Origin of the sequence: Paraburkholderia sp. C35 (genome assembly GCF_003121405.1) — a bacterium.
Classification (GTDB): domain Bacteria; phylum Pseudomonadota; class Gammaproteobacteria; order Burkholderiales; family Burkholderiaceae; genus Paraburkholderia.
Genome location: NZ_QBUY01000076.1, coordinates 1 through 26,030 on the forward strand (window position 1 = coordinate 1; position 26,030 = coordinate 26,030).

Genomic DNA, 26,030 nt, shown 5'->3' on the forward strand with positions numbered 1-26,030 from the left:
AAGGATAGGACCGGCTGGGGGCCCGCAGGCAAGTACAAGGGCTGGCGGTGTTCAGCGGCTTTCTTTTGCCTACTTTTGTTTGCCGCGGCAAAGAAAAGTAGGTGCTGCCCCGCACAGGGGCGACGCATGAGGAACCAGCAAGAAATCGCGGATGCCAGCCAAAAGCAAACACCAAACGCCAGCGTAAAAAACAAACCCACCGGCTCCGCCAGAAAAAAACCACTTACCCCTGCTCGTCCTGCTCCTTAAAAACCTTATCAGCCAGATGAAAAGCCGAGTTAGCCGCAGGCACACCACAATAAATAGCAGTCTGCAGCAACACCTCTTTAACCTGCTCGCGAGTCACCCCATTATTCCGCGCAGCGCGCAGATGCAAGGCAAGCTCTTCACTACGATTAAGCGCAACCATCATCGCAATAGTCAGCAAACTACGCGTATGCCGCGGCAACCCTTCGCGAGTCCAGATCTCGCCCCACGCATACCGCGTAATGAAGTTCTGAAACTCCTCAGTCACTTCCGTGCGGTTAGCAAGCGACCTGTCCACATGCGCATCGCCTAGCACCGCACGACGCACGCCCATACCCGCTTCGTATCGTTGATCGTCGTTCATCGCTGCCCCTTCAGGAAATCGACCACCGTCTTCGTGAACGTATCCGCCACCTCGATGTTCGAGATATGCGACGCATCCAGTTCGACATATCGCGCGCCCGGAATCGCCGCAGCCAGCTCGCGACCCTGCGCAGGCGTCGCAGCCAGATCGTGCGTGCCCGAAATTACCAGCGCCGGCGCCTTGATGCCAGGCGCCTCAGGCCGCAAATCCGTTGCGTTGATCGCTTCGCAATTCAACGCGTAGCCTTCCTTGTCGGTGTGCACGAACACATCGCGGACATAGTTGAACACGAGCGGTTCGCGCGCGATGAAGTCAGCCGTGAACCAGCGCGGCAACACCGCTTCCGACAGCGCCAGCATGCCTTCCGTGCGCGCCCGCGCCGCGCGCGGCACCCACACTTCCGGCGAACCGATGCGCGCCGCCGTATTGCACAGCACGACATGATCGATACGATCCGCGTAACGCGCGGCCAGGCCCACGCCCGTCAAACCGCCCATCGAAATGCCGCAGAAATTCGCGCGCGCGATCTTCAGCGAGTCGAGCAGGCCGATCACGTCGCCTGTCAGTTGCTCGATCGAATACGGTCCCTTCGGCGCTTCCGAATGGCCGTGGCCACGCGTGTCGTAGCGCAGCACACGGAAGTGCTTCGCGAACTCGGCGACTTGCGCCGTCCACATCGACAGGTCCGTACCGAGCGAATTCGACAGCACCAGCCACGGCGCATTGCCGTGACGGTCGCCGTCGATGCGGTAGTGAAGCTCGATGCCATTGACTGCGGCGTAAGGCATTCCATTACTCCTGATGTTGGTTCACGCGTTCTTGCGCGCGGTATGAAGAGCCAGCACGGCGTCCACGAAAGCGTGCGCGCTGCCGACGTAATGCGCCGGATCGAGCAGCTTCCGAAGCTGCTCGACGGGCAGGTGTTGAGTGACGGCGGCATCGGCGGCAAGCACGTCGAATAGCGTCTTGCCGCTTCTGACCGCTTCCTTCGATGCATGCTCGACAAGATGATGCGCGTCCATCCGGCCGATCTTGTCGCCGAGCGCGAGCATCACCGCTTCGCCGAGAATCAGGCCATGCGTGACCTCGAGATTCGCCGCGAGACGCGCGACGTTCACTTCTAATCCCTGTGCTATCTGTTCGATATTCGCCAGCGCGCCGCCCGCCAGACGCGCGAGATCCGGCAGCGCGTCCCATTCGGCCTGCCAGCCGCCAAGCGCACGCTCATGCTCCTGCACCATGCCTGCGAAAACGGTCGCGACAAGACCGGGCGCACGTGCGGCTGCCGTCAGCACAGCAGCACAGCCGACCGGGTTGCGCTTGTGCGGCATCGTCGATGAACCGCCTTTGCCCGCGGCAACCGGCTCGCCGAGTTCGCCGAGTTCGGTCTGCATCTGCAGCGAGATGTCGCGCGCGATCTTGCCGAGCGTGCCGATCAGCATGCCGAAGAACGACGCCGTTTCCGCGATGCGGTCACGCTGCGTATGCCACGGCACGGCGGGCAATTGCAGTTTCAGTTCGTCTGCCAAAGCGGCGGCAACGACTTCGCCTTTGTCGCGCAAACTCGCGAGCGTGCCCGCCGCGCCACCGAATTGCAGCACCAGCACACGCTCACGCAACGCGTCGAGCCGCTCGCGATGACGCAGCAGCGCATCGAGCCATTGCGCGAACTTCAAACCGAGTGTGATAGGCAGCGCCTGTTGCAGCCACGTGCGGCCGATCATCGGCGTCGCGCGATGCTGCTTCGCGAGTGAAGCGACTGCATCGCAGGTGGACGTCAGCGTGCCGTCGAGCAGATCGAACGTTTCGCGCAGTTGCAGCACGGTCGCCGTATCGATGATGTCCTGGCTCGTCGCGCCCCAATGGACGAATTTCGACGCTTCTGCGTCGGCGTCCTTGACGCGCGCGGTCAGTTGCTTGACAAGGGGAATGGCGAGATTGCCGCCGAGCGCGGCATCGCGTGCGAGCGCGTCGGCGTCGAGTTTTTCCGCGCGGCATGTCGCTTCGATCGCGGCCACGGCCGATTGCGGAATCACGCCGTGGATGGCCGATGCGCGCGCCAGCGCCGCTTCGACATCGAGCATCCGTTGCAGCGTCGCGCGCGGCGACCAGATGTCGTTCATCGGCTGCGTGCCGCAGATCAGGCCAGTCAAGCGTGCGCTAGCTTCTAGCATGATGGATGTGTGCGTTGGGATGAATGCGCGTTGGGTCGCGCCTGGAAGCGCGCGGCGTTCGGCTTCATTGTCGCCGAACGCCGCGCCGAGGTCACGCGCGCCGTTGCGCGCGTGTCGGCTGTCAGATGCCGTGGCTCTGCAACCCTTAAGCCGCGCGAGCCTGCTGCGTGCCGTCGATCAGCGCGACGCCCGTCAGCTTTTCCAGTTCGGCGAAGTCGATATCCGAGAAGATTTCGCGCACGACGAGGCCGTCCTTCGTCACGTCGATCATCGCGAGGTCCGTGTAGATGCGGTCCACGCAGCCGACGCCCGTCACCGGGTACGAGCAATCGGCGACGATCTTGCTTTCGCCCTGCTTCGTCAGATGTTCCATCATCACGAACACCTGCTTTGCGCCGATGGCCAGATCCATCGCGCCGCCAACGGCCGGAATCGCATCCGGCGCGCCCGTGTGCCAGTTCGCCAGATCGCCCTTCGACGACACCTGGAACGCGCCCAGCACGCAGTAGTCGAGATGGCCGCCGCGCATCATCGCGAACGAATCGGAATGGTGGAAGAACGCGCCGCCCGTCAGCAGCGTGACGTGCTGCTTGCCGGCGTTGATCAGTTCGTCGTCTTCCTCGCCTTTGGCGGGCGCCGGGCCCATGCCGAGCAGGCCGTTTTCGCTGTGCAGGAAGATTTCCTTGTTGGCGTCGAGGTGATTCGCCACCAGCGTCGGCACGCCGATGCCGAGGTTCACGTAAGCGCCTTCAGGAATGTCCTGCGCGACGCGCTTTGCCATTTCATCGCGGGTCAGTTTTTTCATGTCAGGTCTCCTCAGGCGGCTTGTTCGGGGCGTTGCGCTTGATGCGCGGCCTGCGGCACTTCGACGATGCGCTGCACGAAGATGCCCGGCGTCACGATCACTTCGGGGTCGAGCGCGCCGAGCGGCACGACTTCCGACACCTGCACGATGGCCGTCTTCGCCGCGCTCGCCATGATCGGGCCGAAGTTGCGCGCTGTCTTGCGATACACCAGATTGCCCCAGCGGTCGCCCTTGTACGCCTTGATCAGCGCGAAGTCGGCGTGCAGCGGCGCTTCCAGCACGTAGTGCTTGCCGTCGATCTCACGCGTTTCCTTGCCTTCGGCCAGCTTCGTGCCGTAACCCGTCGGCGTGAAGAAGCCGCCGATGCCCGCGCCCGCCGCACGGATACGCTCGGCCAGATTGCCCTGCGGCACGAGTTCCAGTTCGATTTCGCCGGCGCGATAGAGCGCGTCGAACACGTACGAATCGGTCTGACGCGGGAACGAGCAGATGATCTTGCGCACGCGCTTCGCGTTGAGCAGCGCGGCGAGGCCCGTGTCGCCGTTACCGGCGTTGTTGTTGACGATGGTGAGTTCTTTGGCGCCCTGTTCGATGAGTGCATCGATCAGTTCGGACGGCATGCCCGCCGTGCCGAAACCGCCAATCATGACGGTCGCGCCGTCCTGCACGTCGGCGACTGCCGACTGGAGTGACTCGAAAATCTTGTTGATCATGTCGAATATCCTCTGGAACGCGTCGTTTCCGCGCCGCACGACCCGCCGTTTCATCGACGGATGCGCGCCGGACGGTCTCCACGTCCGCTTTCGTCCTTCAAAGCCTGCTGACGACGGCATGCAGACCTGCTGCAGGCCGCATGTGTTTGGTTCACGTTTCGAATCGCATCACCTCAGAACCGTTAAAAGTTCTTTACGCGAACACTGTTTCGTTTAGCGAACGTACCGGCGCATTATGGTTTGCGTACGCATCACTTGTCAAGGCAAGGGATTCGTGGTTTGCCCTGGCGTTATTCGTAAGCTGCCGGGCGCTGTTCACGTGCTGCCGCGCCCGGCGACCGGTTAGTCGAACAGTCAGTCGTGAAACGGCAGCCCGACATAATTCTCTGCCAGCATCCGCGCCGCTGCATCGGAGCGCGCGACGTAGCGCAATTCGGAAAGCTTCAGGCGATTGACGAACGGCGTGTCGTCGAATGAAGGATGCAGCATGTTCGTCATGAAGTATGAGAAATGCTCGGCGCGCCATATGCGCTCGAGACAGGTCGCCGAGTAAGCCGCGAGCAGGTCGTCGCGCCCTTCCCGATAGCGCGCGGCGAGCGCCTTCGACAGCACACGCACGTCGGCGACGGCCAGGTTCATGCCTTTTGCGCCCGTCGGCGGCACGATGTGCGCGGCGTCGCCGGCAAGAAAAAGGCGACCGTACTGCATCGGCTCGCATACGAAGCTGCGCATCGGCGTCACGCCCTTTTGCGTGATCTCGCCGATGGCAGGCAGCCAGCCGTCGTCGTTTTCGAAGCGCGCGTGAAGCTCGGCCCAGATGCGTTCATCGGACCACAACGCAAGATTTTCGTCGGGACGGCATTGCAGATAGAGACGCGTCACTTCCGGCGACCGCATGCTGAACAGCGCAAAGCCGCGCTCGTGATGCGCGTAGACCAGTTCCTCGCAGGTCGGGGCGGCGTCGGCCAGTATGCCGAGCCATGCATACGGATAGACGCGTTCGAAGGTTTGCAGCGCATCAGCAGGGATGGAATCGCGCGCGATGCCGTGAAAGCCGTCGCAGCCCGCCACATAGTCGCAATCGATACGCTGCACTGCGCCATCGTGCGTGAATCGAACCGAGGGGTGTTCGGTGCCCAGATCGTGAAGCGAGACTTCGGAGACATTGAAATAGAGCGGCTGCTGGTGCCCAACCGCTGACGCGATCATGTCGCACACCACTTCATGCTGGCCATACACCGTGATCGCGCGCCCACCTGTCAACGCGCTCAGATCGATGCGATGCCGCTTGTGCTCAAACAGCAACTCGATGCCGTGATGTACCAGACCTTCACGCTGCATTCGCTCGCCCAGACCAGCCTCGATGAGCGTATCGACGGTGCCTTGTTCCAGTACGCCGGCGCGAACTCGCTGCTCGCAGTATTCGCGCGACCGGCTCTCCAGCACCACCGATTCGACACCCGCCAGCCGCAGCAGATGCGACAGCAGCAGACCGGCCGGACCCGCGCCAACAATGGCTACCTGAGTGCGCATCGTTTGTCTCCGAAGTGCCTGTTCGGCTTGTCAGGCCATTCTCGGCGCTTTCCCGAATATGCGACAACGCGATTTTTAGGATAGGTTGTATACGAAATTTCGATACAGCGTAGGCACCTTTGCACCCGTTGCCCGCGCGCCAAACACCCAGCATGGCCGAACTCGATCTCAACCTGATTCCCTACCTCGTCGCGCTCGAAGACATGCGCAACGTGAGCCGCGCCGCCGAACGTCTCGGTGTGAGCCAGCCGCGCGTGAGCACCGCACTCGGCAAACTGCGCGAGTATTTCGACGATCCGCTGTTCGTGCGCACCTCGCGCGGCATGGAACCGACGCCGCGCGCGCTCGCATTGATTCCCGCTGCCCGTGAGGCGCTCGCACGCATCGAGAAAGGCATGCTCGAATCGCAGGACTTCGATCCCGCGACTTCGACGCATACCTTTTCGCTGGCGTTATCCGATGTCGGCGAGATCGTGTTTCTGCCGCGCCTGTTGCAGCTATTCGCGAAGCGAGCGCCGCATGCGAACCTGCGCTCGGTCTCGTTGCCGCCTGCGCATGTCGAACGCGGTCTGGAATCAGGCGATATCGATCTCGCCGTCGGCTATTTTCCCGATCTTTCCGGCAACAACTTCTTTCAGCAGCGTCTGTTCACGCACCGCTTCATCTGTTTGATGCGCAGCGATCATCCTCTCGCCGGCACGCCGATGACGCTCGACCAGTTCATTGGCCTCGGGCATGCCGTCGTGCGCGCCGAAGGCCGCAGCCAGGAAGTGCTCGAACAGTTTCTGGAGAAGAAGCGGATTCGCCGCCGTGCCGTGCTGGAGACGCCGCATTTCATGAGCCTGCCGTTCATTCTCGCCCGCACCGATCTGATCGCGACGGTGCCGCATGCGATCGGCTTTGCGTACGTGTCGGAACATGCGTCGATCACTCTGGTCGAACCGCCTTTGCCACTGCCGCGCTTCGACTTGCGCCAGCACTGGCATCGCAAGTTCCATAACGATCCGCGCGCAAGCTGGCTGCGCAGCGTTGTTGCAGAATTGTTCAATGATGCGAAGGACGAGTGGCCCAGGTAATGCCCGTCTGCGCTTGCTGCGCATATCCCTGTTGGGCGTAGGGCCGCGAAACATGGAACAATGCGATGGAACCATGACGCAACGTGCGATGCGCGTATCACTGTAACTGGAGCGAAGGATGACTACCAAGAAAACAACGCCCGCCGACGCACCCGGCCGGCCGTCCCGCGAAGAAGCCGAAGAAGCCGTGCGCACCCTCCTGCGCTGGGCCGGCGATAACCCTCAGCGCGAAGGGCTGATCGACACGCCCGCGCGCGTGGTCCGAGCGTACGAAGAATTTTTCGCGGGCTACACCGTCGAGCCGCGCGAGATCCTGGCCCGCACGTTCTCCGAAGTGGACGGCTACGACGAAATGATCGTGCTGAAGGACATCCGCTTCGAAAGCTACTGCGAGCATCATATGGTGCCGATCATCGGGCGTGCGCATGTGGCGTATCTGCCGGAGCATCGCGTGGTGGGCATTTCGAAGCTTGCACGGCTGGTCGATGCCTTTGCCAAGCGTCTGCAGATTCAGGAAAAGATGACCGTGCAGATCGCCGATACGCTCAACGAAGTATTGCAGCCCAAAGGCGTCGGCGTGATTCTGGAAGCGTCGCATCAATGCATGTCGACGCGCGGCGTGCACAAGGCAGGCGTCGAGATGGTGACGTCGCGCATGCTCGGCACGTTCCGCTCGGATCCGTCCACACGCCGCGAGTTTTTGTCGATCGTCCATAGCCCGACGTCTGTCAGCGTCGCGAATACCTGATCAATCGATAGCGGGCCTTTCAACGCGCCATTCAGCGCGAAGGCCCGCTTCCGGCGCGCGCCGTCGTGTCGGCGCCATGCGCATCGCTCAAAGCCTCATTACACCCGTCACGGTGATGTGCTCGCCCGGATAGCGCACTCTAAGAATTGGCCAGGCGTCCTGGATCGCGGCATCGCCCGAGACTGCCGCGACGCGTATCGTGGCGAGAACCGGACGCGTGGACATCGCGCGTTGGTGCGTGTATTGAACGACATACTTGTTCATCTTTGCTCCGCTTCGTTATTCGAGTCGCCATCGCCATCGCGAACATGGCTGAGAACTCGTTACGATGCCGCAGAGATCATCTCAAAACAAGATTAGTTATTCTTATTGATTTAAGGCAAATCAGGCGATTTCCTACGCGCCAAATAGCGTCCCTCATGCTTTCGCACTGACTCTCGCCGATCGAAGCTGGCCGAGCGTGGCAAGCAATACGGCGGCCAGCACGCACGCGACGCCAGCCAGTTGCGCGTGGCTGATCGATTCATGCAGCAGCCCGGCCGCGAACGCGAGCGTCGATACGGGCACCAGCGCCGTTACCAGCCCCGCCTCCGCGCCGCTGATCCGCGAAGCACCCGCGTACCACAGCACAAAGCCAAGCACGGTCGGCACGAGTGCGTAATAGACGACGCCCGTGAGCGCCGCCACGAGGCTCGCGTCGAACGGAATGCGCCACGGCTGCTCGAAAGCGGCCGGCACGATCGCGACGAGCAAGCCGATTCCGCTCATCAGCGCCGACAGCGGCAACGCGGCGACGGGCGTGCGCAGCTTCCGGTTGAGCAAGATGAAGAGCGCCTCGCAGACGATCGCTGCACCTATCAGCATGTTGCCGACGAGTGAATGAGCATCGCGAGAGGCGGCCATATCGTCGATCCGCACGGTGCAGGCCAGCACGCCGACCGTCGCAAGCGCAATTGCGCCGAGCAATGCCAGCGAGGGACGCTCACCGAGCGCGAGCGCCGCGAAACCCGCCGACACGGCCGGCAATGTCCCCGCGATCACGCCCGCATCGGCCGCGGACGCGAGGCGCATCCCGCTGATCAGACATACCGTGTAGCCGACGCTGCCCGCGCCCGCCTGCGCAATCACGAGCAACGCATCGCGTTTGTCGAGCTTCGGCCAGCCGGTTTTCTGCACCCGCATCATCGCGACGAAGACCGGAAACGCGATCGCGAAACGCAGCGCAGTCGCCGTGAACGGCGGCAAGCCAGCCGCTATCGTCTTGCTGACGATGACCGTGGTGCCTACGCCGATCATCGCCAGCGTGCAATAGAAATAGCCCGAGTAACGCGTGTTCATGCCGCCTCCCGTCGTACGATACGGAAAGCGTACGAGCCGGGTCGACGCGTGGTCTTGAACGTTATTGCAGCGCGAACGCGCCTTGAAAGAAATGGATCAGCGCACGGCGGCTGCGTAGCCCGCTGGCGTCACGCCCAGCAGGCGCACGAAGGCTCGCGTCATGTGGCTTTGATCGGCGAAACCCGCCGAAACGGCTGCGTCCGCGAGCGCCCCGCCACTGGCGATCAACTGCCGTGCGAGCAGAACGCGGCGTTGCATCCGGTAAGCGTGCGGCGGCAAGCCCACTTCATGCGCGAAACTGCGCAGCAACTGAAAGCGGCTCATGCCCGCTTCAGCGGCCAGTTCGGCAAGCGTCGTGGCGGCCGAAGGATCGTCGTCGATACGGCTTCTGGCGCGTGCGACAGGACCGATGCGCTCCCGCCTGCACGGCGACACCGTCATGCAGTGCCGTCCAACATACGCAAACATGGCCAGCAACGCCTCTTCGCACGCCAGATTGTCGGCGGGTGAAACGTCGCCTGCTTCGTTCACCGCGACTGAAAAGAGACGCGTGAAATGCGTCGACAGGCCCGGATCATTTAGCACGGGGCGCGTCAACTCGACGTTCTGCGAGCCAGCATGACCGCATTCCGTAAGCGTGCTCAACACCAGCGACGGCTCGAAATACAGCATGCGCCACGCGCGTCCACGCTCATCGAGCGGACTGCCGTCGTGGACTTCGCCTGGATTGACCGTGATGACATCGCTGGCCCGCGCTTCGACGGGGCCACGCCCGCTCGCCGAACGCTGCCCGCCCGCCACCACCACGCCGATGCCGAAACGCTCGTGCGAATGACGCGCGAACGCATGCGTCGTATGCGCGACGGTCGCCTCGATACCGTCGATCGCACAACGCAGCATCTGCACGCGTCCGCGCGGTTTCATCGCCGCGCGCGCCCGGTTTTCACGCAGAGCAGCGACGGCGCATTCATCAACGCCGCCCTTCGTCGCTGCGGCCGCGTTCGCCTTCGCGGATCTTGCCCTGCGACACGCTGCTGCCGGGCGGCACGCTATGCGTGAGCCACACATTGCCGCCGATCACCGAACCGCGCCCGATCGTCACGCGGCCCAGAATGGTCGCGCCCGCGTAGATCACGACATCGTCTTCGACGATCGGGTGACGCGCATTGCCCTTGACCAGCGTGCCGTCTTCTTCCGCAGCAAAGCTTTTTGCGCCGAGCGTCACGGCCTGATACACGCGTACACGCTCGCCGATGATCGCCGTCTCGCCGATCACGACGCCCGTGCCGTGATCGATGAAGAAACTCGGGCCGATCTGCGCGCCGGGGTGAATATCGATACCCGTCGCCGAATGCGCGATCTCGTTGATGAAACGCGCGAGCAGCGGCACGCCGAGCCGGTAGAGCGCGTGCGCGAGGCGATGATGCGTCATCGCCCACACGCCCGGATAGCACAGCAGAATCTCCGTGATGTGCTGCGCGGCAGGATCGCCGACGTACGCGGCCTGAATATCGCTGACCAGCATCGCGCGGATGCCGGGCAACTGCTTGCCGAACTGACGCGCGACATCGAACGCAAGCGCGCTCAGATCCGCCTCCGACGTCTCCGCGTGCTCAGGCAAAAAGCGCAACGCACGGCGAATCTGCTCGGCCAGCAGACGCAACGTGCTTTCGAGCGTGTGGCCCACGTAATAGTCGACGCTTTCGTCGGTCAGATCGGGCGCGCCGTAATGCGTCGGGAACAGTGCGGCGCGCAAACCCGCGACGATGTTGATCACGCCATCGCGCGAAGGCAGTTCACGGATGCCGCGTGGATGGCGCGTGCGATGCAGTTCTTCACGCGACGCACGCAATTCCGCGACGATCTGTTCGAGGCCCCAGTTGTGGGAAGAAACGTTTGACATGGCGAGAACGGCAGCCGCGCGTGAAGCGCGGCGAAAGTGAATTGTCCCCAGAGATTACCGCGTTTCGGCGCGCGCCGCCTGACGCACTTGCGAACTGCATAGCCAGTCGCATAAGGAACGGCTCATGCAGTGCAGACCATTGCATGCGTGCAAACAGACCGCCAGGGAAGCGTTACACGGTCATACTGCTCGCATCGATCCAGCGCACGGCCCAGTCGCGCGCATGCGCGATAGCGGCGGCTTCGGCGGTGAAGCGGAGGGCGGTAGGGAAGAAGCGGTTGGCGACGAGTTCGCCATCGCTGGAGCGCGACACCACGACATAAGGTTGCCAAGTTCCATCGCCCGCGCGCGCCGGCGCGCAGTTAAGCAAGTAGCCACGATGTGTGAATGCAGCATCAACGTGCATGAGTCACCCGCCCCTGACTGCCCCATAGATGGTCCTTGTGCGAGTGCTTTGCCATTTAGCGAAACAGTCCGCGCGACACTTGCGGTCATGCTGTTGTGTGGTCGTTGCTGCACTCGAACCAGAATCATACTCTGTAGGAAAAGGGCGTCTACGAAAAAAATAAGTAAAAATTCGCTGCCTGCCCTAAGTGCCGTCACGCGTGGACCGCGAGGTGATTGCGCGCTCACGCGGAACGACTTTTGCTCCTATCCTATGCTTTAAAGGCACGAGCCAAGGAGGGCATCAACATGAGCCTCAATACTCGCAAAGTCCCAGCGACACAATCGGGCACGCAGGTCGCACGCAGCGCCGAGATGCACAACGACCGCACGCACGACAGCACCGTGGACACCGACAGCAAGAACCTTGAAGCCGCGCGCATCGCGGGCCACGCGCCGATCGGCCCCGATGAGATCACGACGAGCAATGCAACGCTGGTGAACAGCGTGCCCGATAACCCTCACGCCATGGTGGCGGGATTCGACAGCCGCATCGGCGGAAACCATCTTCTGCTTGCTTTGGAGCCGGGTTATCGCGTGGTCGACAAGGGCATGACCATGCCCGATCCCACCGAACATTTCGACGACCGCTTTCATGAAGCACACTTTCATACGGGCGGGCGCGTGCACTACGCGATCAATCACCGGCGGCCGATGCGGGTGATCGAACTCGAACGCGTCGGGTGAATCGAGCGTGTGTTTGCGCGGTTTGATCTTTGTCGCTGGCAGGCGTGGCGTGTCATTGTGTGGCTCGCCGCGCCATTCTGTTGCATGACGTTCCACGTTCCGTTCGGGCGAACTTCGCTTTCGGATCAGACGAACCGCTCAGACATCGGTCAGGCCAACATGCGCGCGATTCGAAACTGCTGGTTTCATGACCTGATCGCACGCAGCTCTTTTTCGTGCTTGCTGCTATCAGCACAATCAGCCCATTTCCCTCATTCACGGAGCAGCAGATGAGCAGAATCGTCGTGATTGGCGCAACAGGCACGCTCGGCCAGGCCGTGGCCGCCGAACTGAAAGCGCGGCATGAAGTGATCGAAGTCGGCGCGACGCGCGGCAAGTATCAGGTCGACAGCAAGGACCCCGCTAGCATCGAACGGCTGTTTGAGGCCATCGGCAAAGTGGATGGCATCGTCACGACGACGGGCAAGGTTCACTTCGGCCCGCTGCCCGAGATGAGCATCGAGCAGTTCTGGATCGGTCTGCGCGACAAGCTGATGGGACAGATCAACGTCGTGCTCGCGGCTCAACCGTATCTGAACGACGGTGGCTCATTCACGCTGACGAGCGGCATTCTTGCCGACGAACCGATCAAGCTGGGTGTCAGCGCGACGACCGTGAATCTGGCGCTCGAAGGCTTCGTGCGCGGCGCGGCGATCGAGTTGCCCCGCCATATCCGCATCAACCTTGTCAGCCCGACTGTGTTGACTGAGTCAATGGAAAGCTACGCACCGTTCTTCAGAGGCTTCGAACCTGTCGACGCGAAGAAAGCCGCGCAAGCGTATCTGCGCAGCGTTGAAGGTGCGCAGACGGGACGTGTGTATCGCGTCGGCTACTAGAACGTTCGATTGATGTCTGCTGGCGGGCGCACATTGACGTGCGCCCGTTTTTTATTGGGCAGACGGTTGCGACTCAATGGATCTCCGGCTCGCCTTTGCCTGCGTTCGCGCCATCGCGTTGCAGGAAGTCGAAGTCACAACCCTTGTCGGCCTGCAGCACATGCACCTGATGCATCGCGCCGTAGCCGCGCGTGAAACGCGGCGCCGGCGCGACCCATGCGGCTTTGCGGCGCGCCAGTTCTTCATCCGATACCAGCACGTTCAGCTTGCGCTGCGGCACATCGAGTTCGATCATGTCGCCGTCGCGCACCAGCGCAAACGGCCCGCCGATAAACGATTCCGGCGCCACGTGCAGCACGCACGCGCCGTAGCTCGTGCCGCTCATGCGCGCATCGGAAATGCGCAGCATGTCGCGCACGCCCTGCTTCAGCAGCTTCTGCGGAATCGACAACTGGCCCCACTCGGGCATGCCCGGCGCGCCGACCGGCCCTGCATGCTGCAAAACGATCACGCAGGTTTTGTCGATATCGAGCGCATCGTCGTCGATGCGCGCGGCCATGTCGTTGTAGTCCCTGAACACCACGGCGCGGCCCGTGTGCACCAGCAGATGCGGCTCGGCCGCGCCCGGCTTGATGACGGCGCCATCGGGCGCGATATTGCCGCGCAGGACGGCGAGACCGTTGTCCGGCATCAGCGGATTGCTGCGGCGGCGGATCACGTCGTCGTTGAAAATCTGCGCGCCTTCGAGGTTCTCGCCGATCGTCCTGCCGTTCACGGTCTTCTGCGAGCGGTCGATCAGATCGCCCAGTTCCGCGAGCATCGCCTGCAGGCCGCCCGCATAGTAGAAATCTTCCATCAGGTACGCGCCCGTCGGCCGGATGTTGGCCAGCACCGGCGTGCGGCGCGACATGCTGTCGTAACGGTCGAGCGTCAGCTGGATGCCCGCACGGCGCGCGAGCGCGATCATATGCACGATGGCATTCGTCGAACCTGACAGCGCGAGGCAGGTAGTGACCGCGTTATCGATGGATTTTTCGGTGAGGATGTCCGATGGCTTGAGGTCTTCCCACACCATCTCGACGATACGCATGCCCGTTTTCGCGGACATCTGCGCATGGCGCGAATCAGGCGCGGGAATCGAGGCGAAGCCCGGCAGCGTGAAACCGAGTGCTTCGGCGGCGCTCGTCATCGTCGATGCCGTGCCCATCGTCATGCAGTGGCCCGGCGAACGCGCAATGCCGCCTTCCACACCTTGCCAGTCTTCTTCCGTGATCTTGCCTGCGCGCAGGTCGGCCCAGTATTTCCACGTGTCCGAACCCGAGCCGAGTGTTGCGCCGTTCCAGTTGCCGCGCAGCATCGGGCCGGCGGGCAGAAAGATAGTCGGCAGATCCATCGAGATCGCGCCCATCAGCAGCGCGGGCGTGGTCTTGTCGCAGCCGCCCATCAGCACGACGCCATCGGCGGGATACGAACGCAGCGTCTCTTCCGCTTCCATCGCGAGGAAGTTGCGGTAGAGCATCGTGGTCGGCTTCTGGAACGGCTCCGACAAGGTCTGCACCGGCAACTCGATCGGAAATCCGCCCGCCTGCCAGATGCCGCGCTTCACTTCTTCCACACGCTGCTTGAAGTGCGTGTGGCAAGGGTTCATCTCGCTCCAGGTGTTGAGGATCGCGATGACAGGCTTGCCCGCGTACTCCTCACGGCTATAACCCATCTGAGCCGTACGCGAGCGATGGCCGAACGAGCGTAGATCGTTCACGCCGTACCAGCGGTGACTGCGCAGTTCTTCGGGGGACTTCCGTTTCTTCGTCTGATCGTTCGACACTTCAACTCCTACCGGCGCTGCTCCTTCACCCGCGACACGATCTGCGTCGGGCTGACGAACTGCAACGCTATCAACACCCAGATCAGCGTGATCGCCATGTAGATCATCGCCATGGCGTCGATCGACTGCGGCGCGCGCACGCCCGTTGAAAACACAGCGTAGTACAACGCGACGACGAGCGTTTGCGTCGCCGGCCCCGCCGTGAAAAACGTCAGCTCGAACATACCGATGGTGCGCACCAGCACGAGCAGACCCGCCGCGAGCATGCCGGGCACCAGCAAGGGCAGCAGAATATAGCGGAAATACCGGAACGTATTCGCGCCGAAGATGCGCGCCGCCGATTCCAGATTCGGATCGATCTGCTCGATGAACGGCGTCATCACCAGAATGACGAACGGCAGCGCGGGCACGAGGTTCGCGAGGTTCACCCCCCACAGCGTTCCCGCCAGGCCGATCTTGTACATCACGGGCGCCATCGGAATGCCGTAGGTGACAGGCGGCACCATCAGCGGCAGCAGGAACACCAGCATCGCGAAACGCTTGCCGCGAAACTGCACGCGCGCCAACGCATACGCGGCAGGCACGCCGAGCACGACGGACAGCAGCACGACCGCGCCGACGACTTCAACCGTGACCCACAGCACCGCCGCAAGCTGGAAGTCGGTCCACGCCTGAGCGTACCAATGCAGCGTAAAGCCCTGCGGCAACAGCGTGCCGAACCAGCGCGTCGCGATGGAGTTCACCGCGACGGTGGCGATCAGCAGCACGAGATTCAGCAGGAAGAAAATCATCGCGCCCCAGACGAGCGCCTTGTACACGCGATCGCGCAAACTGACGTGCGGTTTCATCGATTTCACCGTTTGCCCTTGCGGCGCAGTGGGCCACGGATGCGCGACCTGACGATCGGTTGCCATCAGCCTTTACCTCCCGTCGCCGGTCCAGTGTAGAAGAAGCGGCGCGCGCCCAGCATCGCAGCGACGATGACCAGTTGCACGAAGCCCATCACGATTGCAATCGCCGATGCGAGCGAGTAATCGTAGTTCTCGAACGCGGCCTCGGCGGCGGCGATCGACATCACGCGCGTCGGACCGGCAGGCGCACCGAGCAGCACCGCCGACGGAAACACCGAAAACGCCTGCACGAACGACAGACACGCGGCCATCGTCAGCCCCGGCACCAGCAGCGGCAGATAGATCTGACGGAACTGCTGCCACGGATTCGCGCCGAGCGTCGCCGCAGCACTGGCGAGCGTCGGATCGATGCCCGTCACGTATGACAGCGTCAGCAGGAACGCAAACGGAAAGCCCGACACCACCAGCGAGATCAGCACACCCCAGTAGTTATGTGTGAGGCGCACTTCGTCGGTATAGAGATGCAGCCCTTGCAGCGCCTGTGGAAACCAGCCATTCGGACCGAAGTACGTCAGCATGCCATCGGCGATCAGCACGGTGCCGAGCGTGACGGGAATCACCAGCAACGTGGTCACGAACTTCTGATACGGCGACGGACGGCGCAGCGCGAACGCAACCGGCACCGACACGCCAACATTGATCAACGTAGCAGGCACGGCGAGCTTCAGCGTGACGATGATGGTGGGCCACATCGACGTGTCGCTGAAAAACTTCGCGTAGTTCGCCCACATGCCGCCGCCTTCCATCGGGCTGAACGACAGCGCGAGACCATAGACGAACGGGTAGACGAACAGCGCGAGGATGAACAGCAACGCAGGCGACACGAGCCACGCCTTGCCGTCGCGCGGCGCGGCTGACGCCGCTGCGGGCGTCAGCGTGCTCATGCCGGCTCTCCGTCGTACACCAGCGTGCGCGACGGCGGCACGCGCAACGTGACGCGCTCACCTTCGGCAAACTCGCCTGCCACACGCGCCCACAACTCGCCGAATGCGCTCTTCACGCGGATCAGCGAATCGCGGCCGCCGTATTCGACCGTCGTGACCTGTGCGTCGAACGCATTCTCCGAGCCGGGCGCGGCGCGCTCCATATCTTCGGGACGCAGCGCGACGGCAACACGCTTGCTGTTGAAGCCATCCATGGCCGTGCCGATCAGGCGCACGCCGTTCGCCTCGACTGCGACGCCATCGCCCTGCGTGCCTTCCAGCGTGAACGGCAGCACGTTGCGATAGCCCATGAAACGCGCGACATGCAGGTTCTTCGGTCGCCCATAAACTTCCTTCGGCGCCGCGACCTGCTGCACGACGCCTTCTTTCATCACGACGATGCGGTCCGCCATCGACAGCGCTTCGTCCTGATCGTGCGTCACGTAAATGGTCGCGCGATCCAGCTGGCTGTGAATGCGGCGGATCTCGGCGCGCATTTCGATACGCAGCTTGGTGTCGAGATTCGACAGCGGCTCGTCCATCAGAATGAGCGGCGGCTCGATGACAATGGCGCGCGCGATCGCCACGCGCTGCTGCTGGCCGCCCGACAACTGGCCCGGCAGCTTCTTCTCGTGACCGACCAGTTGCACGAGTTGCAACGCGTCACGCGCACGCTTGACCGTTTCCGCCTTCGATATGCCGCGCATCTTCAGGCCAAAGCCGACGTTGTCGAGCACCGACATGTGCGGAAACAGCGCGTAATTCTGGAACACCATGCCGAAGCCGCGCTTTTCTGGCGGCAAGACATCGATGCGTTTCTCGTCGAGCCAGATGCCGCCGCCCGACAGCGGTTGCACACCCGCGATGCAGTTGAGCGCCGTCGATTTTCCGCAGCCCGACGGACCGAGCAGCGCGATGAATTCGCCGCGGCGGATATTCAGATCGAGGCCCTGCAACGCGGCAACGGATTGGCCTTCGGCATTCACGAAACTGCGGCTGACCGACTCGAGGCGCAACTGTTCAAAGTGATGCTTCATGATCGCTTCCCTACGATGTTGCGTGGCCGCGCCGCGAGGCGGCGCGCCGTCACAGTCGCCGATGTGCGTATGGCGTCATGCATCACGCCATGCGCAACACCGGCTGTTCCGCTTTGCACGGTAATGGGTGTGTCTGGCGATGCGCTTATTTGCTCTTTTGCGCGCCCACTTCGCGGTCCCACTTCTGGAATGCCGCGACCATCGCCGCCGCGCTCAACGGCTGAACGTGCGGACGATCAGCCAGCAATTTTGCGTATTCCGGACGGCCGAATTTTTTCAGCACGTCCTGGCTGTGCTCGGGCGCCTGGGCTTCCGTCACGCCCTTGATAGCCGGACCGGGATAGAAATAGCCGTCGTCGTACGTCAAGGCCTGCTGTGCCGGCTCCAGCATGAAGTTCATCAGCTTGTAGAGAATATCGAGCTTTTCCTTCGGCACGCCCTTCGGAATCACCATGTAGTGCGCGTCGTTGACCCAGGTCATGTTGTCGAACGCCTGCACCTTGAATTCAGCCGGCACGATGCCGAGCGCGCGCGGGTTGATGTCCCAGCCCGTCACGGTGACGGTCATGTCACGCGTGCCTTCGCCCAGTTCCTTCATCACCGCCGACGTGCCGCCCGGATAGTAAGGAATGCAGTCGTTCAGCTGTTTGAGGAATGCCCAGGTTTTATCCCAGCCATTGACGGGATCTTTCGGGTCTTTGTCGCCGAGCACGTACGGCAGGCCCATCAGGAACGTGCGGCCCGGACCGGAATTGGCGGGGCGCGCGTAGATCAGCTTGTTCGGATGCGCCTTGCACCATTGCAGCAGCTGGTCCGGCGTTTTGGGGGGATCAGTGACCTTGGCCGGGTTGTATTCGAGCAGCGGGCCGGCGGGCATATAAGCGACTTCGAGACCGAAGCCCTGCGCGATGTCCTGCATCTTGCGCGGACCGGGCGCGTACTTGTCGAGCACACCGGGGAAGGCAGCATTGTTTTCCGGCAGCAGCTTGATCCACAGATTCTGTTCGATGCCGGCGGCGAGCGCGTCGGTGCCCGTCAGCACGAGATCGATATCCGAGCGGCCGGCGGCCTGCATCGCCTTGATCTTGCCGGGCAACTGCGGTGCGGGCGCGTTCGTGTAGGTGATATTGGAGACGAGATTCGGGTACTTAGCCTTGAAGGCTTCGAAGCCCTTTTGCGTGAGTTGCAGATCGCCGGCGACGTCGACGATGTTGAGCGTGACGGGGTCTGCCGCGCGCGCCACTTGCGTATACCCTGCCACCACCGCGCCGACTGCCATGCACAGTGCAGCCACTTTCAGTGGCAACTTGCCAGAAAAAGCCATTTCGTCTCCTCGCCTCTTGGTATGGAACGCCCGCCGACGGGATGCGGCGGTGACGTATCACGGGCTGCTAGTCAGAGAAACATAACGAACGCAAGCGCATGATGTCAAGCAAATCTTAGCTTGACGAGATCAGCGCACGATCACCTTTCAGATTCATCAAGTCCTTTTATGGTAAGGGTTTCCGCGCATTTTTTCGATTCGGCCGGATGGCATAGGGAGAACACCGAGATATGACTTGTTAGGCAACTTCAGCCACCGCGAACGCCCTGCGTGTTGACGTACAGCGCGTACAGGCCATGGCTTGCGGCCATGAACAGGCGGTTTCGGTGCCGGCCGCCGAAACATACGTTCGCACAACGCTCGGGCAGCGCGATATGTCCGAGCGCTTCGCCTTGCGGAGAGAACACGCGCACGCCGTCGAGCTCATCCGTGCCCATGCCCCAGCCGCACCAGAGGTTGCCGTGGAGATCGATGCGAAAGCCGTCCGGCGTACCCTGTTGCGCGTCGATCAGCACGCGGTTGTTGGCGAGCGTGCGCCCGTCGCCGAGCACATCGAACGCGCGGATCGTGCGCGGCTTCGCGCGCGATTCGACGATATACAGCACCGATTCATCCGGCGAGAACGCGAGCCCGTTCGGGCCGATCACTTCGTCGCACACCATCGTCACTTCGCCCGTCTGACCGTCGACGCGATAGACGTTCTGCGGCAACTCCGGCTCCTGCTTCTCGCCTTCGTAAAAACTGTCGATGCCGAACGAGGGATCGGTGAACCAGATCGAGCCGTCCGACTTCACGATCACATCGTTCGGCGAGTTGAAGCGCTTGCCCTGGTAGCGATCCGCGAGCACCGTGATCGAGCCGTCGTACTCGGTGCGCGTCACGCGCCGCGTCAGATGCTCGCAGGTGACAAGCCGCCCTTCGCGGTCGCGCGTGTTGCCGTTGGCATTGTTCGATGGCCGGCGAAACGGCGTCACGGCGCCCGTTTCCTCGTCCCAGCGCAGCATGCGGTTGTTCGGAATGTCGCTCCACAGCACGTAGCGGCCGTCGCCGAACCAGACAGGGCCTTCGGACCAGCGCGCGCCCTGATACAGGCACTCGACGGATGCCGAGGCGAGACGCAATGCATCGAAGCGGGGATCAAAACTACGGATGGAAGGATCGGGATAGCGGCGCGGGTTCAGTTGGCTGAGTTCGGTCATGGCGCTGTCAGAGCGAACGCCGGGCGTCGAATTGATCGACGCCCGGCGTTCGTGGTGGTTTGATTATTGTTGATGACGCGGCCCGAAGCGCGCTTGCGAGCACCCCGAGCCGCTCTGCCGTCATGCCTGCGCGGGTTTGCCGTCGCGCAGACGCCAGAGCTTCAACGGATTATCGTCGCGCAACGCTTGCGGCAGCAAATCCTCCGGCAGATCCTGGTAGCAGACCGGGCGCAGGAAACGTTCGATCGCCGTGGCGCCGACCGAAGTCGCACGCGGGTCTGACGTGGCCGGGAACGGGCCGCCGTGCACCATGGCGTGAGACACCTCGACGCCCGTCGGAAAGCCGTTCGCCAGGATGCGGCCCGCCTTGCGTTCCAGCGTGGGCAAGAGGCGCCGCGCCGTGTCGTAATCTTCGGGTTCGATCTGCAACGTCGCCGTCAGCTGGCCTTCGAGATACTCGGCCACCTTGACCATTTCGTCGATATCCGAGCACGTGACGATCAGCGACGTCGGCCCGAAGATTTCGTCCTCGAGTTCGGCGGAGGCGAGAAACTGCATCGCGGAGGTCTGGAACAGCGCGGGCAACGCCGGGCACGTCGCATCCGACGAGGTGCCGCGCGCGATGGTCTGCACCCCGCGCTGCTCGGTACGATGCGTAATGCCGCCCTGATACGCCCTCGCGATGCCCGGCGTCAGCATGGTCTGCGCGCTCTTTTGCGCGAGCGCTTTGGCGGCAGCGTCGATGAAGATCTGCTTGTTCGGGCCTTCGAGAATCAGCACAAGACCAGGATTCGTGCAGAACTGTCCGACACCGAGCGTCACCGATTCGATGAAGCCTGTCGCAATCTGCTCAGCGCGTTTGGCCAGCGCGCCGGGCAGCACGAAGAACTGGTTGACGCTGCTCATCTCGGCGAACACGGGAATCGGCGCGCGGCGCTTTTGCGCGAGATTGACGAGCGCAAGGCCGCCCGCGCGCGAACCCGTGAAGCCAACCGATTTGATGGCGGGATGCTGGACCAGCGCCTCGCCGATCTCGTTACCCGCGCCGATGACGAGCGAGAACACGCCCTCATGCAGCCCGCAATCCGCGACCGCTTTCTGAATCGCGCGCCCCACCAGTTCGGACGTACCGAGATGCGCAGGGTGCGCCTTGACGACAACCGGGCAACCCGCTGCCAGCGCAGATGCCGTATCGCCGCCCGCCACGGAAAACGCGAGCGGGAAATTGCTCGCTCCGAATACGCCGACCGGACCGACGGGAATCTTCTGCAGGCGCAGATCGGAGCGCGGCAGCGGCTTGCGATCGGGCTGGGCCGAATCGAGTGTCGCGGTGAGCCAGCGGCCCTCGCGCACCAGCGAAGCAAACAGCTTCAACTGTCCGACGGTGCGCGCGCGCTCGCCTTCCAGCCGCGCCTTGGGCAGCGCCGATTCGGCTTGTGCGCGCTCGATCAGCGTATCGCCCAGACCGAGGATGTTTTCCGCGACCGTTTCGAGAAAATGCGCGCGGATTTCGAGCGAGGTTTGACGGTAGGCGTCGAACGCCAGCGCGGCCAGCGTGCATGCGCGGTCCACGTCGACCGTGCCGCCCGCACCGAATTCGGGTTCGATTTCCATATTGCGCGCCGGGTCGAACGCGCGCAGCGTGCCCTTGGTGCCGCGCACCTCGGCCGCGCCGATCAGCATGTCTCCGGTAATCTGCATGTCCTGCTCCTGTCGATGGCCGCGCGGCAGGAACGCATCTCAGTCGAGCGGCCGGAATTCAGATAGTGAATGTGCGACGTCACGATGGGCGGACGATTCCGCGAGATGGCGCTCAAACAGAGCCAGGCCAGCGTCGCAACTTCGATCTTCGCATGATGCCCGGGCGGCGTCGAACGTGCTGGCGGTTGCCTCAGTGTTCGTCCGGCACATTAGCAAAACGTGGGACAGCAACCCTTTTCGATCAGTCGCGAACTTCCACGCAACCAGTGTGCCGCAGCCAGCACGCGTTGACCCGTTCGCTCGCCGAGCGGATCACGGACTGCCGGAACGCCCTGCGACGTGACAATCGCCCAGGAAAACTAACATTGCGCTTCCAAGTTGTCAAACAACCAGGAGTGTAAATCGCGCAAATGCCAGATGCATAGAACCCGCTTTCTTCATACAAAAGAAGGCTCAACATGCTGCGGCGCACTTCTGACTGATATAAATGCTGGTATGACAACGAGTGGAAAAGCCGGCCGGTTTGAATCAAACGTTTCGTAATCTCTTCCGATTTTCAAGATACCACCGTATTTAATACCGATTCAAACCAGTGCAAATCCCTCTCAATGAGAGGTTTATTCGATTGGCTGTCAGCCAAGGCAGGAGCGGATTTGCGGCATTTGCTGGAGAATTGCGCCAAATCAATTTAATGACGCAGACGCGACAAGCCGATTTTGAGCCAAAAAAGAAACATCCTAAAAATTCTCTATCGCCAATGCGTATTAACCGGCGAATAATAGTGATAAATTGATGCGCAACAAGACCATGAGTCACCGCAGCATCGGCATGGCCATAGCCCGCTCCGCTGCGAACCTCGAGAGATAGAACCTTGCCTCAACATTTCATTGAGCAGATGTCGCCGTTGCTGGCAGCGGAGAACGATGTCACCTGGTTCCGCGAAGTCGCCCGGCTGGCTGACGGGTGGGGCTTTGATCGCGTGCTGGTCGGGATTCTTCCGCGGCCCGGCATGCGTCTGGAAGACGCGTTCATCCGCAGCACGTACTCGCCGTCGTGGCGGCAGTTCTACAACGATCAGGGCTTCGCGCACATCGATCCGACGGTCACGCATTGCATGACCAAGTCGTCGCCGCTGATCTGGTCACCCGATCTGTTCGTGACCTCTCCCGCGCAAACCATGTATGAGGAAGCGCGCGCGCATGGCTTGCACGCAGGCGTGAGTCTGCCTATACATGGTCCACGGCAGGAGTCAGGGCTGATCTGCTTCGTCAACGATCAGAACCCGAGCGATGATTTCTGGCGTCATCTCGATGTCGTGCTGCCCAACCTGGTGCTGTTGCGCGACCTCGTCATCGATACGAGCCAGCCTCACCTGAATGCTCACACGCAGGCCCTGGTGCCGAAGCTCACGCCGCGTGAACAGGAGTGCCTGAAATGGACCGCTCGCGGTAAGTCCACGTGGGAAATTTCGCACATCCTTAATTGCTCGGAAGCCGTGGTGAACTTCCACCTTAAGAACATTCGCACGAAATTCGGCGTGAACTCACGGCGGGCGGCCGCCGTGATTGCAACGCAGCTTGGTCTTATTGATCCAGGTTGATCAGCTCACGGGCTTCCGGGTTGTGGAGCACCTTCTCTGCCCTGCCCAGATCGCCGTCCGTGACGGTCTTCGTGAAATACAGACCGAGCAGGATCGAGACGGGTGCCGGAATCTCAGCGCCCGATTCGAAGCGGCTGCCACGCGACTGCGTCACGCCGAAGCGTGCCCAGAACTGACGCTGGCTCTCTTTCTTTTTCTTGCGGTACGCGATGATCAGTACGCGATCAACGCCGGACGAAGGGTCCGCGCTGCGGTTCTGAACGGTCGGTTGAACGTTTGCGTGAACACCCGCTTGCCAATGATTTTGAAGTTCCATGATGTTTTCTTCCCTGTTGAGTGGCCCTCATCTCAATTTTGTAATCTTCAGACGCGATCGCCACCTATCTAGGTGAGTAGGTGTTTTTTTTATCCGAAATGCATACGTTTTCCTGCGTACCGCGACCACGTAAGGAGTACACCATGCATACCTCGATTCGGATTGGCACACGGCAAGAGTTCGACAACAACCATATCAACGAGATGTATCGGCTTCGCGCACGGGTTTTCCGTGACCGGATGGGATGGGATGTCCCCACCATCGCCGGCATGGAGATCGATGGATACGACGCGCTCGGTCCGTACTACATGCTCATCCAGGACCCCGAGCGGCAGGTGCGCGGCTGCTGGCGTCTGATGCCCACGGAAGGCCCGAACATGCTGAAAGACACGTTTCCGCAGTTGCTCGACGGACAGGCTGCCCCACTCGGGAGGCATATATGGGAATTGAGCCGCTTTGCTATCGAAACGGATGGAGAGCAAACGTTTGGCTTTGCAGATATGACGATGAACGCCATCCACGAACTGGTCACGTTCGCGGACCGGATGGGCATTACGCGCTATGTGACCGTCACGACGACGTCGATCGAGCGGCTGTTGAAGCGCACGGGGATCGAAGTGACGCGCTTGGGGCCGCCCGTGAAGATCGGCGTCGAACGCACGGTTGCGCTCGACATCACCGTCGACGCGATCCGCGCCGCAGTGTGCAAGCCGATGCGGGTCGCAGCGTGATCGCGGCCTGACAGCGGTCTGATCGAAGAAAACGTCTAGCTGCGCCGGAAGGTGATGTGGGAAATGCGGCGGACGAGCAGCGCTGCCGCCAAAGCGGCGCAGCCCGTCAGCACGACGCCGATGTGAATCGACTGCACGAGCACGTGACGTGCAGCGTCGAACAGCGCCGGGCCTTCCAGGCCGGCGCGTTTCAGTTCGGCCAGCAGCGAATCGCGGAGGTTTTCATCGACCAGAATGCGCGGATCGGCGAGTTTTGGCCGCCACGTCGTGGCGACGTTCTCGCCCAGTACGCGCAGCGAATCCGCCACGCCCGACGCATAGCGCCGGTTCACGATCGTCGCCACGATGCTGGTGCCGAGCATGCCGCCTACCATCCGCGTGGACTGCAGCAGCGCCGTCGTGATGCCGAAGCGTTCGCGGCCGGCTATCTCCTGGCCGAACACGTTCAGGTTGTTGAGAATGAACCCCAGCCCGATACCTACGGCCGCCATCGACAGTTCGAGATAGAGATGCGGCGTCGTGGGCGTGGCAAGCGCAATCCCCACCGAAGCCGCCACCAGCAAGCTGAAGCCGATGGTCAGAATGGCCGTGGGCCGCTTCATGTGAATCACGATGCGCGTGTTGATCAGGCTGCCGAGGGCGATGCACGCGGCTATCGGCGTAGCGAGCAGGCCGGCCTGCTGCGGCGACAACCCGAAGCCGCCCTGCAGCAGCAGCGGCGCGAAAAAGATCAGCGAGAACATCACGAAGCCCGACAGCACCGACAGCGTGAACAGCGTCACGAGCTGCGGGTCCTTGAACAGGTCGAGCGGCACGATGGGATGCGTCGCGCGGCGTTCGCAGATGAGCAACGCCGCCGCACCAACAACCACCAGCGCCGCGAGGATCAGGTTGGCCGTGGTCAGACCGTCCTTCGGCACGGCTTCGATAAAGGTCTGCAAGCCACCGAGCACCAGCGCAACCAGCGCGGCACCCGTCCAGTCGATCCGCACGTCGCCCGTCCGCTCGCGACGGTAGTACGGCAGATGTGCCCAGATGAAGTACAGCGCGAGCGCGCCGACGGGCAGGTTCACCAGAAACGTCGAACGCCAGCCGAATTGCTGGCTCAGCCAGCCGCCCAGCGACGGCCCCGCCGCCGTGCCGATGCCGTAGGCAGCCGCCAGCACGACCTGCCAGCGCACGCGCGTACGCGGATCGGGAAAGATATCGGGGATCGACGCGAACGCGGTGCCGACCATCATGCCGCCGCCCACGCCCTGCAGGCCGCGCGCGAACACCAGAAACGGCATGCTCGACGCGAGACCGCACAGCACCGACGCCAGCGTGAAGACGATCACTGCCGTGATGACGAAGTACTTGCGGCCGAAGTAATCGCCGAGCCGCCCGAACACGGGCACCGTGACGACGGAAGCCAGCAGATAGGCGCTCGCGATCCATGCGTAGTACTCGAAACCATGCAGTTCGACGACGATCGACGGCAATGCCGTGCTGACCACCGTTTGATCGAGTGCGACCAGCATGTTGACGAGACCAATGCCGAGCATGGCCAGCAAGGCG

Annotated in this window: 26 protein-coding genes; 6 read left to right on the forward strand and 20 right to left on the reverse strand. The window is 62.3% G+C overall.

All coding sequences use genetic code 11. The features are described from left to right. Positions 1–223 precede the first annotated feature (223 nt). The 6 genes from pcaC to DK391_RS31325 form a co-directional block, all read right to left on the reverse strand. The gene (pcaC, locus tag DK391_RS31300; protein ID WP_109481881.1) at positions 224–610 is read right to left on the reverse strand and encodes a 4-carboxymuconolactone decarboxylase; all 387 of its coding nucleotides are present in this window, start codon (positions 608–610) and stop codon (positions 224–226) included. Beyond that, the gene (pcaD, locus tag DK391_RS31305; RefSeq protein ID WP_109481882.1) at positions 607–1,398 is read right to left on the reverse strand and encodes a 3-oxoadipate enol-lactonase; all 792 of its coding nucleotides are present in this window, start codon (positions 1,396–1,398) and stop codon (positions 607–609) included. The genes pcaC and pcaD overlap by 4 nt, the downstream gene beginning before the upstream one ends. A 21-nt stretch (positions 1,399–1,419) precedes the next feature. Then, on the reverse strand, positions 1,420–2,784 hold the full coding sequence (locus DK391_RS31310; RefSeq protein WP_109481883.1) for a 3-carboxy-cis,cis-muconate cycloisomerase: 1,365 nt from the start codon (positions 2,782–2,784) through the stop codon (positions 1,420–1,422). Positions 2,785–2,929: 145 nt separating this feature from the next. Then, entirely contained in the window at positions 2,930–3,589 is a 660-nt protein-coding gene (locus DK391_RS31315; RefSeq protein WP_109481884.1) for a 3-oxoacid CoA-transferase subunit B, read from the reverse strand. Positions 3,590–3,600: 11 nt separating this feature from the next. Next, the gene (locus tag DK391_RS31320; RefSeq protein ID WP_109481924.1) at positions 3,601–4,302 is read right to left on the reverse strand and encodes a 3-oxoacid CoA-transferase subunit A; all 702 of its coding nucleotides are present in this window, start codon (positions 4,300–4,302) and stop codon (positions 3,601–3,603) included. A 354-nt stretch (positions 4,303–4,656) separates the two neighbouring features. Next, on the reverse strand, positions 4,657–5,835 hold the full coding sequence (locus DK391_RS31325; RefSeq protein WP_109481885.1) for a 4-hydroxybenzoate 3-monooxygenase: 1,179 nt from the start codon (positions 5,833–5,835) through the stop codon (positions 4,657–4,659). A gap of 152 nt (positions 5,836–5,987) precedes the next feature. On the opposite strand from DK391_RS31325, the gene DK391_RS31330 reads away from it, so the two are divergent. Both DK391_RS31330 and folE read left to right on the forward strand, forming a co-directional pair. Next, a complete protein-coding gene (locus tag DK391_RS31330; protein ID WP_109481886.1) occupies positions 5,988–6,911 on the forward strand; it encodes a LysR family transcriptional regulator in 924 nt (307 codons plus the stop codon). 118 nt (positions 6,912–7,029) lie between these two features. After that, positions 7,030–7,659 carry a GTP cyclohydrolase I FolE gene (gene folE / locus DK391_RS31335; RefSeq protein ID WP_109481887.1) on the forward strand — a complete coding sequence of 210 codons (630 nt, stop codon included), beginning with the start codon at positions 7,030–7,032 and terminating at the stop codon, positions 7,657–7,659. Between the two features lie 87 nt (positions 7,660–7,746). Here the strand turns inward: folE and DK391_RS44515 are convergent, their stop codons facing one another. The 5 genes from DK391_RS44515 to DK391_RS31355 form a co-directional block, all read right to left on the reverse strand. Continuing rightward, complete coding sequence (locus tag DK391_RS44515; RefSeq protein WP_162600955.1) at positions 7,747–7,923, reverse strand: hypothetical protein; 177 nt, start codon at positions 7,921–7,923, stop codon at positions 7,747–7,749. 153 nt (positions 7,924–8,076) lie between these two features. Beyond that, the gene (locus tag DK391_RS31340) at positions 8,077–8,997 is read right to left on the reverse strand and encodes a DMT family transporter (protein WP_109481888.1); all 921 of its coding nucleotides are present in this window, start codon (positions 8,995–8,997) and stop codon (positions 8,077–8,079) included. Positions 8,998–9,093: 96 nt separating this feature from the next. Further along, positions 9,094–9,921, reverse strand: coding sequence for an AraC family transcriptional regulator (locus tag DK391_RS31345; protein WP_109481889.1), 828 nt, complete (start codon positions 9,919–9,921; stop codon positions 9,094–9,096). 46 nt (positions 9,922–9,967) lie between these two features. After that, positions 9,968–10,900 (reverse strand): serine O-acetyltransferase EpsC, encoded by a 933-nt coding sequence (epsC, locus tag DK391_RS31350; protein ID WP_109481890.1) that lies wholly within the window; start codon positions 10,898–10,900, stop codon positions 9,968–9,970. Positions 10,901–11,072: 172 nt separating this feature from the next. Further along, entirely contained in the window at positions 11,073–11,306 is a 234-nt protein-coding gene (locus DK391_RS31355) for a hypothetical protein (protein WP_109481891.1), read from the reverse strand. Positions 11,307–11,593: 287 nt separating this feature from the next. On the opposite strand from DK391_RS31355, the gene DK391_RS31360 reads away from it, so the two are divergent. Beyond that, complete coding sequence (locus DK391_RS31360) at positions 11,594–12,031, forward strand: DUF3005 domain-containing protein (protein ID WP_109481892.1); 438 nt, start codon at positions 11,594–11,596, stop codon at positions 12,029–12,031. Positions 12,032–12,300: 269 nt separating this feature from the next. Further along, positions 12,301–12,906 (forward strand): short chain dehydrogenase, encoded by a 606-nt coding sequence (locus DK391_RS31365; RefSeq protein WP_109481893.1) that lies wholly within the window; start codon positions 12,301–12,303, stop codon positions 12,904–12,906. Between the two features lie 73 nt (positions 12,907–12,979). Here the strand turns inward: DK391_RS31365 and araD are convergent, their stop codons facing one another. From araD to DK391_RS31400, 7 genes are all read right to left on the reverse strand, one after another. Beyond that, a complete protein-coding gene (gene araD / locus DK391_RS31370) occupies positions 12,980–14,731 on the reverse strand; it encodes an L-arabinonate dehydratase (protein ID WP_109481894.1) in 1,752 nt (583 codons plus the stop codon). Positions 14,732–14,739: 8 nt separating this feature from the next. Further along, complete coding sequence (locus DK391_RS31375) at positions 14,740–15,645, reverse strand: ABC transporter permease (protein ID WP_109481895.1); 906 nt, start codon at positions 15,643–15,645, stop codon at positions 14,740–14,742. Continuing rightward, on the reverse strand, positions 15,645–16,526 hold the full coding sequence (locus DK391_RS31380) for a sugar ABC transporter permease (protein WP_109481896.1): 882 nt from the start codon (positions 16,524–16,526) through the stop codon (positions 15,645–15,647). Before DK391_RS31380 ends, DK391_RS31375 begins: the two co-directional genes overlap by 1 nt. Then, positions 16,523–17,602, reverse strand: a complete 1,080-nt coding sequence (locus tag DK391_RS31385) for an ABC transporter ATP-binding protein (RefSeq protein ID WP_109481897.1) — start codon at positions 17,600–17,602, stop codon at positions 16,523–16,525. Before DK391_RS31385 ends, DK391_RS31380 begins: the two co-directional genes overlap by 4 nt. A gap of 145 nt (positions 17,603–17,747) precedes the next feature. Next, on the reverse strand, positions 17,748–18,881 hold the full coding sequence (locus DK391_RS31390; RefSeq protein ID WP_239483000.1) for an extracellular solute-binding protein: 1,134 nt from the start codon (positions 18,879–18,881) through the stop codon (positions 17,748–17,750). Positions 18,882–19,174: 293 nt separating this feature from the next. Then, positions 19,175–20,125, reverse strand: a complete 951-nt coding sequence (locus tag DK391_RS31395) for an SMP-30/gluconolactonase/LRE family protein (RefSeq protein WP_109481899.1) — start codon at positions 20,123–20,125, stop codon at positions 19,175–19,177. A gap of 120 nt (positions 20,126–20,245) precedes the next feature. Beyond that, positions 20,246–21,826, reverse strand: a complete 1,581-nt coding sequence (locus tag DK391_RS31400; RefSeq protein ID WP_109481900.1) for an aldehyde dehydrogenase (NADP(+)) — start codon at positions 21,824–21,826, stop codon at positions 20,246–20,248. An 895-nt stretch (positions 21,827–22,721) separates the two neighbouring features. Here DK391_RS31400 and DK391_RS31405 point away from each other — a divergent pair. Continuing rightward, positions 22,722–23,426: a LuxR family transcriptional regulator gene (locus tag DK391_RS31405; RefSeq protein WP_204117479.1), complete on the forward strand. Its 705-nt coding sequence runs from the start codon at positions 22,722–22,724 to the stop codon at positions 23,424–23,426. On the opposite strand, the gene DK391_RS31410 is transcribed toward DK391_RS31405, so the two are convergent. Further along, positions 23,410–23,742, reverse strand: a complete 333-nt coding sequence (locus tag DK391_RS31410; protein WP_109481902.1) for a helix-turn-helix transcriptional regulator — start codon at positions 23,740–23,742, stop codon at positions 23,410–23,412. The genes DK391_RS31405 and DK391_RS31410 overlap by 17 nt on opposite strands. Before the next feature lie 143 nt (positions 23,743–23,885). Between DK391_RS31410 and DK391_RS31415 the strand changes: the two genes are divergently transcribed. Beyond that, positions 23,886–24,473 (forward strand): acyl-homoserine-lactone synthase, encoded by a 588-nt coding sequence (locus tag DK391_RS31415; protein ID WP_109481903.1) that lies wholly within the window; start codon positions 23,886–23,888, stop codon positions 24,471–24,473. Between the two features lie 35 nt (positions 24,474–24,508). On the opposite strand, the gene DK391_RS31420 is transcribed toward DK391_RS31415, so the two are convergent. Beyond that, positions 24,509–26,017 (reverse strand): MFS transporter, encoded by a 1,509-nt coding sequence (locus DK391_RS31420; protein WP_109481904.1) that lies wholly within the window; start codon positions 26,015–26,017, stop codon positions 24,509–24,511. Between the last annotated feature and the right edge of the window lie 13 nt (positions 26,018–26,030).

What these genes read in the sequence shown, in the direction of transcription:
- pcaC (WP_109481881.1), bottom strand. Translation starts at nt 610, where the DNA reads ATGAACGACGATCAACGATACGAAGCGGGTATGGGCGTGCGTCGTGCG.
- pcaD (WP_109481882.1), bottom strand. Translation starts at nt 1,398, where the DNA reads ATGCCTTACGCCGCAGTCAATGGCATCGAGCTTCACTACCGCATCGAC.
- DK391_RS31310 (WP_109481883.1), bottom strand. Translation starts at nt 2,784, where the DNA reads ATGCTAGAAGCTAGCGCACGCTTGACTGGCCTGATCTGCGGCACGCAG.
- DK391_RS31315 (WP_109481884.1), bottom strand. Translation starts at nt 3,589, where the DNA reads ATGAAAAAACTGACCCGCGATGAAATGGCAAAGCGCGTCGCGCAGGAC.
- DK391_RS31320 (WP_109481924.1), bottom strand. Translation starts at nt 4,302, where the DNA reads ATGATCAACAAGATTTTCGAGTCACTCCAGTCGGCAGTCGCCGACGTG.
- DK391_RS31325 (WP_109481885.1), bottom strand. Translation starts at nt 5,835, where the DNA reads ATGCGCACTCAGGTAGCCATTGTTGGCGCGGGTCCGGCCGGTCTGCTG.
- DK391_RS31330 (WP_109481886.1), top strand. Translation starts at nt 5,988, where the DNA reads ATGGCCGAACTCGATCTCAACCTGATTCCCTACCTCGTCGCGCTCGAA.
- folE (WP_109481887.1), top strand. Translation starts at nt 7,030, where the DNA reads ATGACTACCAAGAAAACAACGCCCGCCGACGCACCCGGCCGGCCGTCC.
- DK391_RS44515 (WP_162600955.1), bottom strand. Translation starts at nt 7,923, where the DNA reads ATGAACAAGTATGTCGTTCAATACACGCACCAACGCGCGATGTCCACG.
- DK391_RS31340 (WP_109481888.1), bottom strand. Translation starts at nt 8,997, where the DNA reads ATGAACACGCGTTACTCGGGCTATTTCTATTGCACGCTGGCGATGATC.
- DK391_RS31345 (WP_109481889.1), bottom strand. Translation starts at nt 9,921, where the DNA reads ATGAAACCGCGCGGACGCGTGCAGATGCTGCGTTGTGCGATCGACGGT.
- epsC (WP_109481890.1), bottom strand. Translation starts at nt 10,900, where the DNA reads ATGTCAAACGTTTCTTCCCACAACTGGGGCCTCGAACAGATCGTCGCG.
- DK391_RS31355 (WP_109481891.1), bottom strand. Translation starts at nt 11,306, where the DNA reads ATGCACGTTGATGCTGCATTCACACATCGTGGCTACTTGCTTAACTGC.
- DK391_RS31360 (WP_109481892.1), top strand. Translation starts at nt 11,594, where the DNA reads ATGAGCCTCAATACTCGCAAAGTCCCAGCGACACAATCGGGCACGCAG.
- DK391_RS31365 (WP_109481893.1), top strand. Translation starts at nt 12,301, where the DNA reads ATGAGCAGAATCGTCGTGATTGGCGCAACAGGCACGCTCGGCCAGGCC.
- DK391_RS31375 (WP_109481895.1), bottom strand. Translation starts at nt 15,645, where the DNA reads ATGGCAACCGATCGTCAGGTCGCGCATCCGTGGCCCACTGCGCCGCAA.
- DK391_RS31380 (WP_109481896.1), bottom strand. Translation starts at nt 16,526, where the DNA reads ATGAGCACGCTGACGCCCGCAGCGGCGTCAGCCGCGCCGCGCGACGGC.
- DK391_RS31385 (WP_109481897.1), bottom strand. Translation starts at nt 17,602, where the DNA reads ATGAAGCATCACTTTGAACAGTTGCGCCTCGAGTCGGTCAGCCGCAGT.
- DK391_RS31390 (WP_239483000.1), bottom strand. Translation starts at nt 18,881, where the DNA reads ATGGCAGTCGGCGCGGTGGTGGCAGGGTATACGCAAGTGGCGCGCGCG.
- DK391_RS31395 (WP_109481899.1), bottom strand. Translation starts at nt 20,125, where the DNA reads ATGACCGAACTCAGCCAACTGAACCCGCGCCGCTATCCCGATCCTTCC.
- DK391_RS31400 (WP_109481900.1), bottom strand. Translation starts at nt 21,826, where the DNA reads ATGCAGATTACCGGAGACATGCTGATCGGCGCGGCCGAGGTGCGCGGC.
- DK391_RS31405 (WP_204117479.1), top strand. Translation starts at nt 22,722, where the DNA reads ATGTCGCCGTTGCTGGCAGCGGAGAACGATGTCACCTGGTTCCGCGAA.
- DK391_RS31410 (WP_109481902.1), bottom strand. Translation starts at nt 23,742, where the DNA reads ATGGAACTTCAAAATCATTGGCAAGCGGGTGTTCACGCAAACGTTCAA.
- DK391_RS31415 (WP_109481903.1), top strand. Translation starts at nt 23,886, where the DNA reads ATGCATACCTCGATTCGGATTGGCACACGGCAAGAGTTCGACAACAAC.
- DK391_RS31420 (WP_109481904.1), bottom strand. Translation starts at nt 26,017, where the DNA reads ATGCTCGGCATTGGTCTCGTCAACATGCTGGTCGCACTCGATCAAACG.